Source organism: Reella acinonychis (genome assembly GCF_052828705.1).
In genome coordinates, this window is sequence record NZ_CM128256.1 from 107838 (window position 1) to 123777 (window position 15940).

The window sequence follows — 15940 nt, forward strand, 5'->3', positions numbered from 1 at the left end:
ATTACGTGAAAATAGTGATTCTTGGTGCGGGTCAGGTTGGTAGAACCCTGGCAGAAAATTTGGTCAGTGAAGATAATGATATTACGCTTGTTGATAATCAAGAAGCACGTTTAGAAAATCTTCAAGATAAGCATGACTTACGCGTAGTCACAGGCTCCGCCTCTTCCCCATTTGTTTTACGTGAAGCAGGCTTGATGGACGCTGATTTATTAGTGGCTGTAACCAGTTCCGATGAAGTCAACATGGTTGCCAGTCAAATTGCCTATACGCTATTCCATACTCCAACTAAAATTGCACGAATTCGTAATAGTGAATACATCCGCGAAAAAGAGAAATTATTTCAACCTGACGTCATTCCTGTTGATCATATTATTTCTCCAGAGAATCTGGTTACAGATGATATCGTACGCTTAATTAACTATCCAGGTGCCTTGCAAATCGCTCATTTTGCTGATGAAAAAATTAGTATTGCTGTATGCAAAGCCTATTATGGTGGGCCTTTAGTTGGCTATGCGATTTCAGCCTTACGAGAACATTTACCCCATATTGATTGTCGTATTGTATCGATTTTACGCCAAGATAAAACCATTCGCCCACAAGCTTCTACCATTATTGAAGCGGGAGATGAAGTCACATTTATCTGTGCAACTGAGCATATTCGTGCAGTCATGTCAGAGCTACAACGTTTAGAACGTCCTTATAAACGCATTATGATTGTTGGTGGTGGTAATATTGGTGCAAATGTTGCCCGCTATTTAGAAAATAGTTGCACCATTAAATTAGTCGAACGAGATGCATCGCGCGCTACCAAATTAGCAGAAAAACTATCAAAAACCTTGGTATTTAATGCTGATGCTTCAGATCAAAACTTCTTATTTGAAGAGCAAATTGAAAGTATTGATTTGTTTATTTCTTTAACAAGTGATGATGAAGCCAACATTATGTCAGCGATGTTAGCAAAACGATCTGGTGCAAAAAAAGTGATGGTGTTGATTCAACGTATGGCATACATTAATCTATTGCAAGGTGGATCTATTGATATTGCTATTTCACCACAACAGGCCACGATTTCTGCATTATTAAGCCATGTTCGTAAAGGCGATATCACCAATGTGGCCTCACTACGTCATGGTATAGCGGAAGCTTTAGAAATCGTTTTACATGGAGATCCAACTAATTCAAATGTTATTGGACGCAAAGTAAGCGAATTAAAATTGCCAAATACAGCATTAATTGGTGCTATTTTACGTGATAATGAGGTGCTCATTGCTAAAAAAGATGTGGTACTACAAGAAGAAGATCATGTCATTATTTACTTAGCCGATAAAAAATACGTCCCTGAAATAGAGAAATTGTTTCAACCAAACGTCTTTTTTATCTAAAAGGAATAAAAAAGCTATACAAATTGAACAAAATTTATATAATACGCACTCCCTAACTTCCATTTATATAAAAGGAAAAAATTATGAGCTTTATGAAAGAATTTCGCGAATTTGCAATGCGCGGCAATGTTGTTGATATGGCAGTCGGTGTGATCATCGGTGGTGCATTTGGTAAAATCGTTAGTTCACTCGTTGCTGATGTAGTTATGCCTGTATTAGGTATTTTAACTGGCGGCGTTGACTTTAAAGATTTAAAAATCGTTCTAGCAGAAAAAGTAGGTGAAACACCTGCAGTAACCTTAAACTACGGTGTATTTATTCAAAATATTTTTGACTTCATCATTATTGCATTTGCTATTTTCTTAATGGTAAAAGGCATTAACAAAATGAAAAAACCAGTTGAAGAAGCACCAAAAGGTCCAACTTCAGAAGAATTATTATCTGAAATTCGTGATTTATTGAAAAAATAATCCCATTCAATTACATAAAAAAACGCCATGTATTCCACATGGCGTTTTTTATTATCGGTATTAAGCCAATTTCTTTAATTTGGCGTAGTAAAAACCATCACCACCTTCTGTTTGTGGAATAAATTGAAAACCCACTGCACTTTCATCCTGCGCAAAAGATAATCTTTCTAATTGTGCATTTGGTGTATCGGCTAAGAATTGGCGGATTTGCTCGCAATTTTCTTCAGGTAACAATGAACAAGTCGCATAAACCAAAATACCATTCGGCTTTAATGTTGCCCAAAGGGCATCAAGAATTTCTCGCTGTAATTTCACTAAAGGCTGAATATCACTTTCTTGACGCAACCATTTAATATCAGGATGACGGCGAATCACGCCTGTTGCTGAACAAGGTGCATCTAATAAAATTCTGTCAAATTGCACCGCACTTTTTTTGCCCACAATAGCTTCCGCAGCTTGAGGAAGCCATTGTTGCGGTTGAGAAGCGTCACCACAAATAACCGTTGCTTTCTGCTGTAACCGAGCAAGATTTTCACTGACGCGCTTTAATCTCCCCTCTTCAATGTCTAGCGCAACCACTTTAGCTTGCGGTGCAAGTTCTAAAATATGCGTGGTTTTTCCCCCTGGTGCCGCACAAGCATCGAGGATTAATTCACCATTTTTTGCTTCTAGTAGTAACGCTGCCCATTGTGCACTGATATCTTGCACCGAACTCCAACCTTGCGCAAAATAAGGTAAATTTTGCACCGCTGTTGCCGCTGCTAAGCGCAATGCTTGAGGATGTTCTGTTGAATGAGACACTAATTCTTGCTGTGCTAATAATTGTTGGTAATCATCTTTGCTGGAATGACGAACATTCACACGCAACCACATTGGTGGTTTCTGATTATTCGCTTCAATGACCTCACGCCAATTGGGATAGGCTTTTTTCAATTTATTCACAAGCCATTCAGGATGATAGGTTTGCCAATGTTTATCCACCACTGCCAATATTTCTGCTTGCTCACGTAAAAAGCGACGTAATACACCATTGACTAAGCCCCGAAATTGCTCGACTTTCAGGGATTTTGTCGCATTCACTGCTTCATTAATGGCAGCATGTTCAGGTACGCGCGTATAAAGAAGTTGATACAACCCCACCAATAATAAGCAATGCACAATTCGTGTTTTGCCTTTTAAAGGTTTATCAACTAACAAACGAATAATCCATTCAAGCCTTGGTAATACGCGGCACACACCAAAACAGATTTCTTGTAATAAGGGAAGGTCCTGTGCTTTGACTTGAGACTGAAATTCAGGGATTAAACTGGATAGCGATTTTCCCTGATCTAACACCTGTAAAATAACTTGTGCAGCTACAACGCGTACGGATTCAGACTTATGCTTAAGTGCGGTCTTTTTTTGTGCTGTTTTTTCCGTTCTCATAGCTGGGTTCCTACCATAAACCAATCTGCACGTCCATTAAGGAAATCTTGAATAGACATTGGCTTCTTGCCTGCAGGTTGTAATTGTGTAATATTCAGCACGCCATCCGCTGTAGCAATTTTTAATCCTGTTTTATCACAAGCTAAAATTGTCCCTTGCAGTTTATTTTGATGAGGCAATACATCTGCTTGGTACACTTTAACTCGTTCTTCGTTACCATCAACACACAAGGTCAAAAATGCAATAGGCGCAGGATTAAAAGCACGAATATTACGTTCCAATTGAACTGCGGACAAATTCCAATCCAATAGTGCTTCTTCTTTACTTAGTTTATCTGCGTAATTACTTTGACTATCCTCTTGCGCTTCAGGGATAAAACGGCCTTCATCCAAATGATCCAACACCTCAATCAAGGCCGGTGGTGCAAGCTGCGCAAGCTTATGATATAGCGTTGCAGACGTTTCTTTCTCTTCAATATCACAATAGACTTTATGCAACATATCGCCCGTATCCAACCCTGCATTCATTTGCATAATGGTCACGCCAGTTTGTTTATCGCCTGCCCAAATTGCACGTTGAATCGGTGCTGCCCCACGCCAACGTGGTAAAATTGAGCCATGCACATTTAAACAGCCTAAACGAGGTGCATCTAATACCGCTTGAGGCAAAATTAAACCATAAGCCACCACAACCATAACATCCGCTTGCAATGCTGCTAATTCTTGCTGAGCTTCAGGTTTACGTAAGGATTTAGGTTGATAAACAGGAATATTATGCTGCTCTGCCAATTGTTTTACTGGACTGGCTTGTAATTTTTTTCCACGACCAGCAGGCTTATCAGGCTGGGTATAAACAGCAATAACATTGTGTTGTGAATTCAATAATGCTTGTAAATGTTGAGCGGCGAAATCAGGCGTTCCCGCAAAAATAATATTGAGTTTTTTCATCATAAAGTGCTACGGATAATCATAAATAGAAAAAGAGAAAGCTGTTCTCAACTTATTTGCTGCGCGCAATTTGTTTTTGTAATTTCACTAATTTCTCTTTAATACGGTTGCGTTTTAATGGCGATAAATAATCAACAAACATCACACCGTTCAAGTGATCAATTTCATGTTGAATACAAATTGCCAATAAACCATCTGCTGATAAAGTAAATTCTTCGCCCTGACGATTAAGTGCTTTTACCGTTACTTTTTCTTTACGTGGCACTAAACCACGAAAACCAGGCACAGACAAACAACCCTCTTCAATCCCTGTTTCACCTGAACTTTCAATAATTTCAGGGTTAATCAATACGATTTGATTTTCTTTGTTACCTTCAATATCCATGGTAATAACACGTTTGTGTACATTCACTTGAGTGGCGGCTAAACCAATGCCTTCATTTTCGTACATGGTTTCAAACATATTATCAATAAAATCTTGTAATTCTGGGTTAAATTCAGTAACAGGTTGAGCAATGGTACGCAATTGCTCGTCAGGATAAATTAAAACATTTAATAAACTCATAGTGCTCATTTCATTAAATTAATCAGGTGCCATAGTGTAACAGATTTCCGTTAGAATAGGCGAAAAACAAACCGCACTTTAAAAGTGCGGTTGATTTTTATAAGGTTTTATTATGCGTTTAAGATGTTCAAGATCTCTTGCATACTTAAATGATAACCATGTGGGCAAGCACGCCAAACATCAAGCATTTTACTGTATTTATCCCACATTGGTGTTTGCGAATCACAGCCATGTTCGCATTTCATAAATTCTTGATATTTGCCCTCTACGCCCGTAATAAAACGCAGATAGCTTAAATATTTCTTCTCACGCACCGCACAATAGCCAACAAATTGTAAACGATGTGGAGTTACGCCTGATTTATCCGCTAAATTATTGTATGAAACATGAAGAGCTTTATACATTTCTAACGTATCTAAGATCGTTTGACATTCTTCCACTTTGATATCAGTAAATTCACGATCCAGTTCTCTTAATTCAAGTGCAAATCCACCTTTGACAATGGCTTCCAAACGCGCGTATGTTGCCGCATTCGCAGGGTCTAATAACCCCATTAATTTATATTGGTTTGTTAAAATCAAACGCTGAGTTGATGTCATTTCCATAATATTATCCCTTAATCAATACTTTTTAAATCATCTGCTGAAAGTCCAGTTTCTTTCGGCTGCACATTACCATCTTTGGTACGGAATTCAAGATGCTGGTAATAGGCTTCGCGGAACGTAATATATGGATCATGTGATTGCTCCAAAAAAGCTTCCTTATCCATTGCTTTCGCACGCTGATCCACTTTTTGTACGCCCATTTTCACTAAAGACCAAGGGCCACCCACCCAATTCCAGAATGGATAGGTGTAAGCAGTGTCAACAACCGCCCCTGTGATTTCTCTTGGTGTGGTGGCATTATAAACCGGCAATACGATATAAGCACCTGGATCTACGCCATAACTCCCCAAGGTTTCACCAAATGTACGTGGATAATCCACTTTAAGCGGTTCGCTATGGCTTGCTAAATCAATTAATCCGCCTAAACCAAAGGTCGAGTTAATAAAGAAGCGATTAAAATGCGTCATCGCTTTTTTACCCTCGCCCTCTAGTAAGCGGTTAATCATACTGACTGGCTCATCTAAGTTATTCGCCACATTTGATAAACCTTTAGTTAATGGCGTTGGTAAAGCATCCCAGCCTTTTGCTAATGGTTTTAACACATAAGGGTCTAACACTTTGTAGTTGAAATCCCACATGGTACGGTTGAAACTTTGTAAGGGATCATTTCGTTCCCCAGTTACTGGGTCAAGTGTGCTACTGCAACCTGTAAGCACAACGGTACTTAAAAGTGCGGTGCTAAAAAGAATTTTTTTCATAATATTTCCTGATTGAGTTCAAGATATCGACATTGTAAATGAGTTACGCAAAATCTACAAAAGAAATCACCGCACTTTATTTACTTTCTAAATCCACTGCTAAAACTTCTGGCAACGCTCTAATATGCGTATAGAGCTGCTGCAACACATCTTGATTCGCTAACTCCACCCGCAAAATAAGCTTGATTTCGCCTTGTGACAAATCTTTAATATTGGTATTTAAAATATCACTATCAAATTGTTCAAATAACGTCTGTACTTGACTAATGCCTTGCACATCATTCAAATGAATATTCATCGTTGCTTTGATATTTTCTTTTGGGCGACGACGCTGAACATAGCGTTGCACAATCGGGCTCAAACGGATCGCTACAAAGATCATCATAGTCGCAATAATGGCATCAAAGAAGAAACCTGCGCCAGAAGCAATACCAATCCCTGCGGCAGACCAAATAATTGCCGCAGTTGTTAAACCAGAAATAGCATCATTACTTTTACGTAGAATCACACCAGCGCCCAAGAAACCAATACCGCTGATAACCTGTGCAGCTAAACGCATTGGGTCCGTACGAATATTCTCCGACACTTCTGCATAATATTCTGCTGATTGAATAGATACAATGGTAAGAATACAGGTGGTAATCGCAATAATAACGCAGGTTTTTACCCCAACAGGTTTACGCTTTAGCTCCCGTTCTAAACCAATAATGCCACCAAGGCACATAGCAACGCAGATCTTCGCAAGAATAAGAAAATGAGAAGAATGAATTGCCGAATCAACTAATGTTTGAAAATTTATCATTTTATTACCGCACTTTTTATTAAATAATCCACTTCTGGCATCACACCACGCCATAATTTAAAGGAATGAGCCGCTTGCCCCACGAGCATACCAAAACCATCACTCATTGTTTTTACCCCTAAAGATTTCGCCCAAGCAATAAAAGGCGTATCGGTATCTTTGGCGTATTGCATATCATAAACCGCGCCCGCATGACGCAACAGTTCAGGTTGAATATCGACAGTTGCGCCTTGTAAACCTAATGAAGTAGCGTTGATCACGAGATCAAAATGCTGCATTGGAATTTGGCTTAATTCGACAGCTTGAATATTGCCATAAGCCGCGAATTTATCTGCTAACCCTTGTGCCTTGGCTAAAGTGCGGTTAGAAATGAGGATGTTTTGCTGCGCTTGTAATAAAGGCAGTAAAACACCTTTTGTCGCACCACCCGCGCCTAAAATTAAGATTTTATTATTAGGTTTCAACCAACCTAATCTCGTTAAATCGGTAACCAAGCCTACGCCATCGGTATTATCTGCATAGAGTTTACCGTTATCTAATCGTTTTAAGGTGTTGCAAGCTTCTGCCATAAGCGCTTGCTCACTATGTTCATCAGCTAGCGCAAATGCTCTTTCTTTAAAAGGGGCTGTAATATTACAACCTTTCGCACCCTGCGCAAAAAATTGGCTCAACTGTTGTTCAAACTGCGTCAAATCGCCCAACATAGCCACATATTCCATGGATTGCTGCGTTTGCTGAGCAAACAAACGATGAATTTGAGGCGATTTACTTTGTGCAATTGGATTTCCCCAAACTGCGTATTTATCCATAGCTTATCCTTGCCTAAATAATTGATTAGTTAACAAATCTCGAATTTCTGATGGATTTTTTGCATCACCAACAGGCATATCCAACACTGGAAAATCGGCACCAAATTGAACTCTCACCTCTTCAGCTGTACGACAAGGAGACAATCCTGATAGGTTCGCACTAGTGGATGTAAGTGCAAATTCACAAGCTTCACATAATTGAGCTACAGCGGGATGACGACAAATACGCACCGCAATGCTATCAAAATCACCTGTTAAAAACGTTGGCACATTTTCTTTTGCTGGCACAACCCAGGTAATTGGATGATCGTAGGTTTGCGTTAAACATTGCCATTGTGCTGCGTTAATACGAGTTTCATCAATAAAAGGGAGAAAAAAACGCACATCAGGCGATACAAGGATCAGTCCTTTTTCAATAGGGCGTTGCTTCAAAACTAATAATTTTTCCACCGCACTTTGACTAAAAGGATTACAACCCAATCCGAAAACCGCTTCTGTCGGATAGGCAACTACTTGATTGGCTTTTAATTGTTGGCTTAGCGTTAAAATATCCACGTTCTATTTCAAGAAAATTAAAAGGACAAATTATAGCATAATTTGAGGGATAAAATGATAAATCCTTCCCAAATGGAAAGGATCTATCACAAAAAAGTGTTCTCATTAACAATTGTGTTTAAGACGATATTCAATTAAATCTTCAATCGTTAAAATGACATAATCAAATTTTTTCGCAAATTCCACTAATTCAGGTGCTCGGGCCATGGTGCCATCATCATTGGTAATTTCACAAATCACACCAGCTTCTTTGTAGCCCGCAAGACGTGCTAAATCCACAGAAGCTTCAGTATGCCCCTGACGTTTTAATACACCACCATTCACTGCACGTAATGGGAAAATATGCCCAGGACGATGTAAATCTGAAGGCTTCGCACCATCTGCCACAGCAGCCTTAATAGTCGTTACACGATCTGCTGCAGAAACCCCAGTACTCACGCCTTCTGCCGCTTCAATAGTCACTGTAAAAGCTGTTTTGTTGACGCTATTGTTATTTTCAACCATCGGCGGTAAATCAAGTTGATCACATAAGCTTTCACTTAAACACAAGCAAACAATACCGCTACCATAGCGAATTAAGCTTGCCATTTGTTGTGCGGTAATGGTTTGAGCAGGGAAAATAAGGTCGCCTTCATTTTCACGATTTTCATCGTCTAAAACAAGTACGCCTTTGCCTTGTTTGAAAGCTTCAATCGCTTTCACAACACGCTGTTCTGGCGTGCCAAAGGGAGATAATAATGACTGATTCATAGTAAATTCCTAATCGATTTGAAACAATAAGATACCAGAATCAGGGCGTTAGAAATGACAAAAACAAGTTCCATTGAACCTGCTTATTCTCTTCCATCCAGACTATACTGTTGGCTTTGGAATTTCACCAAATCTGCTGACTTCATTTACATGAACGCTCGCGGGCTTTACCGCCAGTAGGGAATTTCACCCTGCCCTGAGAATGTGCTCTTAGTATAGCACTTGTCATATTGAATTGCTATGCAGTGAAAAAAGGTTTTTCTTTCTGTGCCAGATTACATACAATAGACAAAACAAGGCGAATTCGCACCGCACTTTCCATTTATGCCACATAAAAGCGCGGTGTATTTTGAGGTAATTTTATATGACCAGTGAATTTTCTTACTTACAACAGAAACGTAAGCAGTTGAAATTAAAAGTAAATGAAGTGTGCGAAAGTGCAAATATTACCCGAGCTTATTTCAACCAATTAGTGAGCGGTAAAATCAAAAATCCAAGTGCAGTAAAACTACGCGCATTACATAATGCATTACAAATTACGGATACGCACGATAATAAGCAAGTCGGCGTGATTTTTGGTAAATTTTATCCTGTGCATACTGGTCATATTAATATGATCTTTGAAGCTTTTAGTAAAGTAGATGAATTGCACGTCATCGTTTGTAGTGACACAGAACGAGATCTCAAACTTTTTTATGATAGCAAAATGAAAAAAATGCCAACGGTGCAAGATCGTCTACGTTGGATGCAACAAATTTTTAAATATCATAAAAATCAAATATTTATTCATCATTTAGTCGAAGACGGTATTCCAAGCTATCCTAACGGCTGGGCAAGCTGGTCTGAGGCAGTAAAAACATTATTTAAAGAAAAAAATGTGAATCCAACGGTCGTTTTCAGCAGTGAAATTCAAGACAAAGCACCTTATGAACAATATCTTCAACTTGATGTTGTGTTAGTGGATCCCAAACGTGAATTCTTTAATGTATCAGCCACAAAAATTCGCAACAATCCATTCCATTATTGGAAATTTATTCCAAAAGAAGTCCGTCCATTCTTTGCTAAAACCATTGCAATTTTAGGCGGTGAAAGTAGTGGTAAAACGGTGCTAGTAAACAAACTCGCTGCCGTATTCAATACCACTTCTGCTTGGGAATATGGTCGTGAATTTGTTTTTGAGAAACTAGGTGGCGATGAACAGGCAATGCAATATTCTGACTATCCACAAATGGCGCTAGGCCATCAACATTATATTGATTATGCACTAAGACACGCACATAAAGTGGCGTTTATTGATACGGACTTCATTACTACTCAAGCCTTTTGTATTCAATATGAAGGGAAAGCCCATCCGTTCTTGGATTCAATGATCAAAGAATATCCATTTGATGTGACGATTTTATTAAATAACAATACGAAATGGGTGGATGATGGCTTACGCAGTCTAGGGGATCATAAACAGCGTCAACGATTCCAACAATTACTTAAAAAATTATTAGATAAATACCATGTGCCTTACATTGAAATTGAATCGCCGAGTTACGATGAACGCTATGAACAAGCAAAAGCCATTGTAGAAAAAATATTAAATGAAGAAGAAATTTCGAATTTAACTCATGATGGTGCACTATTTGATAATGAGGCTAAATAATCAATGATTTTATTTGCTGGCGATCCTCATGGTAGTTACTCACATTTATATCCCTTTATCGAACGAGAAGATAAAGTCAACCTAATTATTCTAGGCGACTTACAGCTAGTAGATCCATCGCCTCTTGAAGAGCTAGCTAAACATTGTGAAATTTGGTTTATACATGGCAACCATGATAGTAAAACGCCTCATGCATTTGATGCGATTTGGGGAACTCAATGGAAAGAAAGAAACTTACATGGACGAGTGGTAGAAATTGAAGGGAAACGCATTGCAGGACTAGGCGGTGTCTTCCGAGGACAGATTTGGATGCCTCCGAAAAAACCGTTATTTTTCGATCCCATCCATTATTGCCAATATTGTCCACCAGAAAAATTGTGGCGTTCTGGCTTGCCATTAAGACATAGAACATCTATTTTCCCATCAGATATAGAGGAGTTATCTTGTCAGCAAGCAGATATTCTTATTTGCCATGAGGCCCCAAAACCACATCCATCTGGTTTTACGATACTTAATCAATTAGCAGAAAAAATGTCAGTAAGACAGCTCTATCATGGTCATCACCATGAGAACTTTGATTATGCTACCTTAAAAAAACAAAACCCATATCAAACGATTAATGTTGGGTTCCGTAGCCTATGTGATATTCAAGGTAATTACTTATTAAAAAATATTGATGATAGGGATTTATAGATAAAAGAAAAGCTCGCTAAATTAGCGAGCTTTTTTATTAGATCTTAAATTATTCCGCTGCAGCAACCTCTGTTGCTTCAGGGCGATCAACTAACTCAATGTATGCCATTGGTGCATTATCACCTGCGCGGAAACCACATTTTAAAATACGGGTGTAACCACCTGCACGATTAGCAAAACGTGGACCTAATTCATTAAATAATTTTGCAACTGTTTCAATGTTGCGTGTACGAGCGAAAGCTAAGCGGCGATTTGCAACGCTATCAACTTTTGCTAATGTAATTAACCGTTCAACTACACGACGTAATTCTTTAGCTTTAGGCAAAGTTGTTTTGATAATCTCGTGATTAACTAAAGAACTTGCCATATTACGGAACATCGCTTGGCGATGGCTGCTATTACGGTTTAGTTGACGACCACTCTTACGATGGCGCATGACCTTATCCTTCTCAGAAAAATCTTAACCTAATGGCCTATTAATCTTCAGCAATACTTGCTGGAGGCCAATTTTCAAGGCGCATACCTAATGATAGGCCGCGTGAAGCTAACACATCCTTAATTTCAGTAAGTGATTTCTTACCAAGATTAGGTGTTTTTAATAATTCAACTTCAGTACGCTGAACCAAATCACCGATATAATGAATTGTTTCTGCTTTCAAACAGTTAGCAGAACGAACTGTCAACTCTAAGTCATCAACAGGACGTAGTAAAATCGGATCAAATTCCGGTTTTTCTTCCTTGACTTCAGGCTGACGAACATCTCGCAAATCAACGAATGCATCAAGCTGCTCTGCTAAAATTGTTGCTGCACGACGGATTGCTTCTTCCGGATCAATAGTGCCATTTGTTTCTAGCTCAATAACTAACTTATCTAAGTCAGTGCGTTGTTCAACACGTGCTGCTTCAACATTGTAAGCAATACGGTCTACAGGGCTATAACAAGCATCTACTAATAGACGACCAATCGGACGATCTTCATCTTGAACATGTGCACGAGCCGAAGCAGGTACATAACCTCTACCACGTTGAACACGAATACGCATATTAATTGATGCGTTTTCATCTGTTAAGTGACAAATAACATGCTCAGGATTTACAATTTCAACATCACCATCATGAGTAATGTCAGCAGCAACAACAGGGCCAATTCCAGATTTGTTTAGTGTCAGAAAAACATCATCTTTATTCTGAACTTTAACCGCTAGGCCTTTTAAGTTTAAAAGAACTTCAAGAATGTCTTCCTGAACACCTTCTTTACTACTATACTCGTGCAATACGCCTTCGATTTCTACTTCAGTCACAGCACAACCTGGCATTGAAGATAGAAGAATTCGACGTAATGCATTACCTAGAGTATGACCGAAACCACGCTCTAACGGTTCTAAGATCACTTTAGCGTGAGTTGGGCTAATTTGCTCAATATCAACTAAGTGTGGCTTTAAAAATTCTGTAACAGAACCCTGCATTTTATCCTCTCTTTGCTTCTAAGCTTTAACTATTATTTAGAGTAAAGCTCAACGATCAGATGTTCGTTAATGTCTGCTGATAAATCAGAACGTTCAGGAACACGTTTGAACACACCTTCCATTTTAGCAGCATCAACTTCTAACCAAGTTGGTTTTTCTCTTTGCTCTGCTAATTCTAATGATGCTTTGATGCGAGCTTGTTTTTTAGATTTTTCACGCACTGCAATCACATCATCAACAGAAACTTGGAAAGATGGGATATTTACAACACGACCATTTACAACAATCGCCTTGTGGCTCACTAATTGGCGAGCTTCTGCACGAGTTGCAGCAAATCCCATACGATAAACAACGTTATCCAAGCGACCTTCTAATAACACTAATAAATTTTCACCAGTGTTACCTTTCAAGCGGTTCGCTTCTTTATAATAATTACGGAATTGACGTTCTAAGATACCGTAGATACGGCGAACTTTTTGTTTTTCACGTAACTGACTACCATAGTCAGATAAACGTGGTTTGCGAGCACCGTGTTGACCAGGTGCTGTATCAATTTTACATTTAGAATCGATAGCACGCACACCTGACTTAAGGAATAAGTCAGTGCCTTCACGACGGCTTAGCTTGAGTTTTGGACCCAAATATCTTGCCATTTTCTTTCTCCAATTATCCTAACGTCAGATTAAACACGACGTTTTTTCGGTGGACGACAACCGTTATGTGGAATCGGAGTCACATCAGTAATGTTCGTGATACGGAAACCCGCTGCATTTAATGCACGAATTGTTGATTCACGACCAGGACCCGGTCCTTTAACCATAACTTCCAAGTTCTTTAAGCCGAATTCTTTTACGATTTCAGCACAACGTTCTGCAGCAACTTGTGCAGCAAACGGAGTTGATTTACGAGAACCACGGAAACCTGAACCACCAGCAGTAGCCCATGCTAGAGCGTTACCTTGACGGTCAGTAATAGTCACGATTGTATTATTGAAAGATGCGTGAATATGCGCTACGCCATCTACAACTTGTTTTTTTACACGTTTACGTGTACGAACTGGTGTTTTAGCCATTTTTTACCTTACTCCGATTATTTTTTGATCGGCTTACGTGGACCCTTACGGGTACGCGCGTTAGTTTTAGTACGTTGACCACGTACCGGTAAGCTACGACGATGGCGTAAACCACGATAACAACCTAAGTCTAATAGACGTTTGATGTTAAGTGTTACTTCACGACGTAAGTCACCTTCAACGGTAAATTTACCAACTTCGTCACGCAGTTTATCAATCTGCTCTTCAGACAATTCGCTGATCTTAACGCTTTCGGCAATACCTGTTGCTGCACAGATTTCTTGTGCTCTGGTTTTACCGATACCGTAAATTGCTGTTAAAGCGATTACAGTGTGTTTATGATCAGGAATGTTAATGCCTGCAATACGGGCCACTATGCACTCCTATTTTTTAACTAATTTGACACCTTGATCTTGAAAAGCCCGTTTTCAGGATACTCAAACAAAGTGCCAAGGACATAAATGAGCTGAGCAGTATAACTGCTCAACTGGTTCTTTGCAAGAAAAATTATCAATTAACCTTGACGTTGTTTATGTTTAGGGTCGCTACATAATACACGAACAACACCTTCACGTTTAACAATTTTACAGTTACGACAAATTTTCTTTACGGAAGCACGAACTTTCATTGCTTATCCCTTTTACTTTAAATAGACAATATTATTGTCCAAAACCTCTAAGGTTTGCTTTTTTCAACGCAGATTCATATTTAGTAGACATTAAATGACTCTGAATCTGAGCGATGAAATCCATAATTACCACTACAACGATTAACAAGGATGTACCGCCAAAATAGAATTGTACATTCCAAGCTGATGTCATAATGTAAGGAACTAAACAAACAAACGTAATATATAGACCACCAATTAATGTTAAACGGGTCATAATTTTATCAATATAACGTGATGTTTGTTCACCTGGTCTAATTCCGGGTATGAATGCTCCAGATTTTTTCAAATTATCGGCTGTATCACGAGGATTAAATTGCATCGCAGCATAAAAGAAGCTAAAGAACATAATAGCTGCAGCATAAACAATCAAGTAAATTGGCTGTCCAGGTTGTAACATCAACGATAAATTCGTTAACCACTCAAGACTTGACCCTTCACCAAACCAAGATGCAATTGTTGCTGGGAATAAAATAATACTTGAAGCAAAAATTGCTGGGATAACGCCTGCCATATTTACTTTTAATGGCAAATGAGATGTACCCCCACCTAAAATTTGGCGACCTTGCTGACGCTTAGCATATTCAACTTTAACTTGACGCTGTCCTCTTTCAACGAAAACAACAAAATAAGTTACTGCAAAAACAACTACGGCGATCAATAAGAGAACTAACAGATGCATTTGCCCTTGACGAGCCTGCTCAATAGTCGAACCAATCGCAGCAGGAAGACCTGCCACAATACCTGCGAAAATAATTAATGAAATACCATTACCAATTCCACGCTCTGTAATTTGTTCTCCTAACCACATTAAGAACATTGTACCTGTAACAAGGCTTACAACTGCGGTGAAATAAAAGCCAAATCCAATATTTGGAACAAGACCTGGCAACATATTTGGCAAACTTGTAGAAATACCGATCGCTTGTAATGTTGCAAGACCTAGCGTGGAATAACGCGTGTACTTGCTAATTTTACGACGACCAGCTTCCCCTTCTTTCTTTAATTCATTTAAAGCAGGATAAACCGTTGTCAATAATTGAATGATAATAGATGCCGAAATATAAGGCATAATACCTAAAGCAAAAATTGACGCACGACTTAATGCACCACCAGAGAACATATTAAACATTTCAATGATGGTGCCTTTTTGTTGATCCATTAATTGAGCTAATACGGCTGCATCAATACCAGGAACCGGAATGAAAGAACCAATACGAAAAACGATGAGTGCACCTAATACAAAAAGTAATCTACTTTTAAGTTCACCTTTACCGTTTTGTGTGCTTCTTGCTTGATAACCTGGTTGCTTAGCCATTTGTT

Annotated in this window: 20 protein-coding genes and 1 riboswitch; of the genes, 4 read left to right on the top strand and 16 right to left on the bottom strand. The window is 38.9% G+C overall.

What is annotated here, in order from left to right:
• Nucleotides 1-5 precede the first annotated feature (5 nt).
• Complete coding sequence (trkA, locus tag ACUXZ4_RS00540) at nt 6-1382, top strand: Trk system potassium transporter TrkA (RefSeq protein ID WP_464973135.1); 1377 nt, start codon at nt 6-8, stop codon at nt 1380-1382.
• 83 nt (nt 1383-1465) lie between these two features.
• Entirely contained in the window at nt 1466-1852 is a 387-nt protein-coding gene (mscL, locus tag ACUXZ4_RS00545; protein WP_464973136.1) for a large-conductance mechanosensitive channel protein MscL, read from the top strand.
• A 60-nt stretch (nt 1853-1912) separates the two neighbouring features.
• Here the strand turns inward: mscL and rsmB are convergent, their stop codons facing one another.
• From rsmB to ribB, 9 genes are all read right to left on the bottom strand, one after another.
• Complete coding sequence (rsmB, locus tag ACUXZ4_RS00550) at nt 1913-3277, bottom strand: 16S rRNA (cytosine(967)-C(5))-methyltransferase RsmB (protein ID WP_464973137.1); 1365 nt, start codon at nt 3275-3277, stop codon at nt 1913-1915.
• Nucleotides 3274-4224, bottom strand: a complete 951-nt coding sequence (gene fmt, locus ACUXZ4_RS00555) for a methionyl-tRNA formyltransferase (protein ID WP_464973961.1) — start codon at nt 4222-4224, stop codon at nt 3274-3276. Before fmt ends, rsmB begins: the two co-directional genes overlap by 4 nt.
• 52 nt (nt 4225-4276) lie before the next feature.
• Nucleotides 4277-4789 (bottom strand): peptide deformylase, encoded by a 513-nt coding sequence (def, locus tag ACUXZ4_RS00560; RefSeq protein WP_464973138.1) that lies wholly within the window; start codon nt 4787-4789, stop codon nt 4277-4279.
• A gap of 110 nt (nt 4790-4899) precedes the next feature.
• Complete coding sequence (locus ACUXZ4_RS00565; RefSeq protein ID WP_464973139.1) at nt 4900-5394, bottom strand: YfbU family protein; 495 nt, start codon at nt 5392-5394, stop codon at nt 4900-4902.
• Between the two features lie 11 nt (nt 5395-5405).
• The gene (locus ACUXZ4_RS00570; protein ID WP_464973140.1) at nt 5406-6152 is read right to left on the bottom strand and encodes an MlaA family lipoprotein; all 747 of its coding nucleotides are present in this window, start codon (nt 6150-6152) and stop codon (nt 5406-5408) included.
• A 76-nt stretch (nt 6153-6228) separates the two neighbouring features.
• Nucleotides 6229-6954, bottom strand: coding sequence for an MgtC/SapB family protein (locus tag ACUXZ4_RS00575; protein ID WP_464973141.1), 726 nt, complete (start codon nt 6952-6954; stop codon nt 6229-6231).
• Nucleotides 6951-7763, bottom strand: coding sequence for a shikimate dehydrogenase (gene aroE / locus ACUXZ4_RS00580; protein WP_464973142.1), 813 nt, complete (start codon nt 7761-7763; stop codon nt 6951-6953). Before aroE ends, ACUXZ4_RS00575 begins: the two co-directional genes overlap by 4 nt.
• A gap of 3 nt (nt 7764-7766) precedes the next feature.
• Entirely contained in the window at nt 7767-8318 is a 552-nt protein-coding gene (gene tsaC, locus ACUXZ4_RS00585; protein ID WP_464973143.1) for an L-threonylcarbamoyladenylate synthase type 1 TsaC, read from the bottom strand.
• Between the two features lie 105 nt (nt 8319-8423).
• Nucleotides 8424-9068, bottom strand: a complete 645-nt coding sequence (ribB, locus tag ACUXZ4_RS00590) for a 3,4-dihydroxy-2-butanone-4-phosphate synthase (RefSeq protein WP_464973144.1) — start codon at nt 9066-9068, stop codon at nt 8424-8426.
• Between the two features lie 81 nt (nt 9069-9149).
• A riboswitch (FMN riboswitch) is annotated at nt 9150-9276 on the bottom strand.
• A 156-nt stretch (nt 9277-9432) separates the two neighbouring features.
• On the opposite strand from ribB, the gene nadR reads away from it, so the two are divergent.
• Nucleotides 9433-10719, top strand: a complete 1287-nt coding sequence (nadR, locus tag ACUXZ4_RS00595; protein WP_464973145.1) for a multifunctional transcriptional regulator/nicotinamide-nucleotide adenylyltransferase/ribosylnicotinamide kinase NadR — start codon at nt 9433-9435, stop codon at nt 10717-10719.
• Between the two features lie 3 nt (nt 10720-10722).
• A complete protein-coding gene (locus tag ACUXZ4_RS00600) occupies nt 10723-11412 on the top strand; it encodes a metallophosphoesterase family protein (RefSeq protein ID WP_464973146.1) in 690 nt (229 codons plus the stop codon).
• A gap of 49 nt (nt 11413-11461) precedes the next feature.
• On the opposite strand, the gene rplQ is transcribed toward ACUXZ4_RS00600, so the two are convergent.
• The 7 genes from rplQ to secY all read right to left on the bottom strand — a co-directional run bounded on the left by rplQ (nt 11462) and on the right by secY (nt 15935).
• Nucleotides 11462-11848, bottom strand: coding sequence for a 50S ribosomal protein L17 (gene rplQ, locus ACUXZ4_RS00605; protein WP_464973147.1), 387 nt, complete (start codon nt 11846-11848; stop codon nt 11462-11464).
• A 40-nt stretch (nt 11849-11888) separates the two neighbouring features.
• A complete protein-coding gene (locus ACUXZ4_RS00610) occupies nt 11889-12878 on the bottom strand; it encodes a DNA-directed RNA polymerase subunit alpha (protein ID WP_464973148.1) in 990 nt (329 codons plus the stop codon).
• A gap of 32 nt (nt 12879-12910) precedes the next feature.
• Nucleotides 12911-13531: a 30S ribosomal protein S4 gene (rpsD, locus tag ACUXZ4_RS00615; RefSeq protein ID WP_464973149.1), complete on the bottom strand. Its 621-nt coding sequence runs from the start codon at nt 13529-13531 to the stop codon at nt 12911-12913.
• A gap of 29 nt (nt 13532-13560) precedes the next feature.
• Complete coding sequence (rpsK, locus tag ACUXZ4_RS00620; RefSeq protein WP_077415376.1) at nt 13561-13950, bottom strand: 30S ribosomal protein S11; 390 nt, start codon at nt 13948-13950, stop codon at nt 13561-13563.
• A 17-nt stretch (nt 13951-13967) separates the two neighbouring features.
• Complete coding sequence (gene rpsM, locus ACUXZ4_RS00625) at nt 13968-14324, bottom strand: 30S ribosomal protein S13 (RefSeq protein WP_464973150.1); 357 nt, start codon at nt 14322-14324, stop codon at nt 13968-13970.
• A 140-nt stretch (nt 14325-14464) separates the two neighbouring features.
• Nucleotides 14465-14578 carry a 50S ribosomal protein L36 gene (gene rpmJ / locus ACUXZ4_RS00630; protein WP_011201185.1) on the bottom strand — a complete coding sequence of 38 codons (114 nt, stop codon included), beginning with the start codon at nt 14576-14578 and terminating at the stop codon, nt 14465-14467.
• 31 nt (nt 14579-14609) lie between these two features.
• Nucleotides 14610-15935 (bottom strand): preprotein translocase subunit SecY, encoded by a 1326-nt coding sequence (gene secY, locus ACUXZ4_RS00635; protein ID WP_464973151.1) that lies wholly within the window; start codon nt 15933-15935, stop codon nt 14610-14612.
• Between the last annotated feature and the right edge of the window lie 5 nt (nt 15936-15940).

Bases quoted from the DNA above. Each gene is read 5' to 3' on its own strand.
- mscL (WP_464973136.1), top strand. From the start codon at position 1,466: ATGAGCTTTATGAAAGAATTTCGCGAATTTGCAATGCGCGGCAATGTT.
- rsmB (WP_464973137.1), bottom strand. From the start codon at position 3,277: ATGAGAACGGAAAAAACAGCACAAAAAAAGACCGCACTTAAGCATAAG.
- fmt (WP_464973961.1), bottom strand. From the start codon at position 4,224: ATGAAAAAACTCAATATTATTTTTGCGGGAACGCCTGATTTCGCCGCT.
- def (WP_464973138.1), bottom strand. From the start codon at position 4,789: ATGAGTTTATTAAATGTTTTAATTTATCCTGACGAGCAATTGCGTACC.
- ACUXZ4_RS00565 (WP_464973139.1), bottom strand. From the start codon at position 5,394: ATGGAAATGACATCAACTCAGCGTTTGATTTTAACAAACCAATATAAA.
- ACUXZ4_RS00570 (WP_464973140.1), bottom strand. From the start codon at position 6,152: ATGAAAAAAATTCTTTTTAGCACCGCACTTTTAAGTACCGTTGTGCTT.
- ACUXZ4_RS00575 (WP_464973141.1), bottom strand. From the start codon at position 6,954: ATGATAAATTTTCAAACATTAGTTGATTCGGCAATTCATTCTTCTCAT.
- aroE (WP_464973142.1), bottom strand. From the start codon at position 7,763: ATGGATAAATACGCAGTTTGGGGAAATCCAATTGCACAAAGTAAATCG.
- ribB (WP_464973144.1), bottom strand. From the start codon at position 9,068: ATGAATCAGTCATTATTATCTCCCTTTGGCACGCCAGAACAGCGTGTT.
- nadR (WP_464973145.1), top strand. From the start codon at position 9,433: ATGACCAGTGAATTTTCTTACTTACAACAGAAACGTAAGCAGTTGAAA.
- ACUXZ4_RS00600 (WP_464973146.1), top strand. From the start codon at position 10,723: ATGATTTTATTTGCTGGCGATCCTCATGGTAGTTACTCACATTTATAT.
- rplQ (WP_464973147.1), bottom strand. From the start codon at position 11,848: ATGCGCCATCGTAAGAGTGGTCGTCAACTAAACCGTAATAGCAGCCAT.
- ACUXZ4_RS00610 (WP_464973148.1), bottom strand. From the start codon at position 12,878: ATGCAGGGTTCTGTTACAGAATTTTTAAAGCCACACTTAGTTGATATT.
- rpsD (WP_464973149.1), bottom strand. From the start codon at position 13,531: ATGGCAAGATATTTGGGTCCAAAACTCAAGCTAAGCCGTCGTGAAGGC.
- rpsK (WP_077415376.1), bottom strand. From the start codon at position 13,950: ATGGCTAAAACACCAGTTCGTACACGTAAACGTGTAAAAAAACAAGTT.
- rpmJ (WP_011201185.1), bottom strand. From the start codon at position 14,578: ATGAAAGTTCGTGCTTCCGTAAAGAAAATTTGTCGTAACTGTAAAATT.
- secY (WP_464973151.1), bottom strand. From the start codon at position 15,935: ATGGCTAAGCAACCAGGTTATCAAGCAAGAAGCACACAAAACGGTAAA.